Source organism: Alcanivorax sp. HI0083, from assembly GCF_001635175.1.
Window position 1 is genome coordinate 1 of the sequence record NZ_LWFX01001539.1, and the last position, 1,712, is coordinate 1,712.

Sequence of the window (1,712 nt, forward strand, 5' to 3'; positions counted from 1 at the left end):
GCGCTGGAAATTGAGGACAGTAACGGCAGCGCCACCCTTTACGTGAAACTGGAAAGCCAGTACCGCAACGACTTCAGCCCGCAGAACAACCCGGCAGTGATCGGCGAAACCCTGCAGGTGAGCGGCGAGCGTGACGTCTACATGGGCGAGCCCAGCATCGAGTACGTCACCGACATGGCACTGGTGGACGGCAGCAGTGGCGGCGGCAGTTGTGGCAGCAGCGGCGCGGTGTCGGTAAGCGATGCCTACGCCAGCAGCCAGGGCACCCCGCTCACCGTGGTGGGCGAAGTGATCGGCGGGGTTAACGACCCCTATGCCCTGGAGCTGGGCGACCTGAACAACAGCACCAGCGTCTACGTGAAGCTGGAGCCCGACCAGCGCGCCGAATACAGCCCCGCCAACAACCCGGCAATGATCGGCCAGACCCTGGAAGTGGACGGCGTGCGCGACCTGTACATGAGTTATCCCAGCCTGGAATCGGTGAACGCTCTCACCGTGATCAGCCACTGCCCCTGATGCTTTTCAAAAACTCCCCGGCGGCGTTCGCGCCGCCCTTCTTTCAACCCGATACACAGGAAACACCATGAAAGCTTCACTGCGATCCCTGCTCGCTCTGTCGCTGGCCGGCGGCGCTTTGCTCAGCGGCTGCGGCGGCGATAATGACAACTCTTCCTCCCAACAGGACGCCCCCCCCCGGGTGGATCTGCGTTTGATGGAAACCACCGACATCCACGCCAACGTGATGGACTACAACTACTACAGTGACAGCGTAGATAACGGCCATGGACTGGTGCGCACCGCCATGCTGGTCAAGCAGGCCCGCGCCGAAATCACCTACCCGGAAAACGCTGCGTTAGTCGATAACGGCGACCTGATCCAGGGCAGCCCCATGGGCGACTGGCGCCAGGCGCAAGGGCTCACCAGCGGTGAAGTGCACCCGGTCTACAAGGTCATGAACGAAATGGCCTACGACGTGGGCAACTACGGTAACCACGAATTCAACTATGGCCTGGATTTCCTCGCCGAAAGCGTGGACGACGCCGCCTTCCCCTACATCAGCGCCAACGTATTCAGCGCCGACGGCAGCACCCCCTATTTCGATCAGTACAAGTTAATCACCAAGACAGTCTACGACCGGAACGGCAACCCCCACGACCTGACCCTGGGCTTTATCGGCTTCCTGCCACCGCAAATCATGCAGTGGGACAAGAAGAACCTGGAAGGCAAAGTCACCGCCAAGGACATCAAGGCCACCGCGGAGTTACTGGTGCCGAAGATGAAGGCAGAAGGCGCAGACATCATCGTTGCCATTCCCCACTCCGGCATTAACACCACCGCCTACTCGGAAGACGCCAAGGCGGAAAACAGCAGCTGGTATCTGGCGGACGTGGACGGCATCGATGCCATCATGTTCGGCCACAGCCACCTGACTTTTCCCTCGAATGCCTTTGCCGGCACCGCCAACGTGGATCTGGAAAAAGGCACCATTAAGGGAGTGCCGTCGGTCATGCCCGGTTTCTGGGGCAGCCACCTGGGTATCATCGACCTGACCCTGGCGCTCAATGAGGACGGCGAAAGCTGGACCATGGTGGACAGCAAGGTGGAAGCCCGGGCCCTGGACCCGGAGGGCGAAGCGGATGCCGCCCTCACCGCCCTGGTGAAACCCGACCACGACGCCACCCTGGACTACATGGGTCAGGTGATCGGCGAGT

General features: G+C 61.2%; 1 protein-coding gene and 1 pseudogene. Both read left to right on the top strand.

The window, feature by feature from the left end; genetic code table 11:
• Window positions 1–516 (top strand): annotated as a pseudogene (locus tag A3754_RS28155) (hypothetical protein); the annotation flags it as partial.
• A 67-nt stretch (window positions 517–583) separates the two neighbouring features.
• Window positions 584–1,712: metallophosphoesterase (locus tag A3754_RS23130; protein ID WP_197468804.1), on the top strand; the 1,129-nt coding region annotated here is incomplete at its 3' end.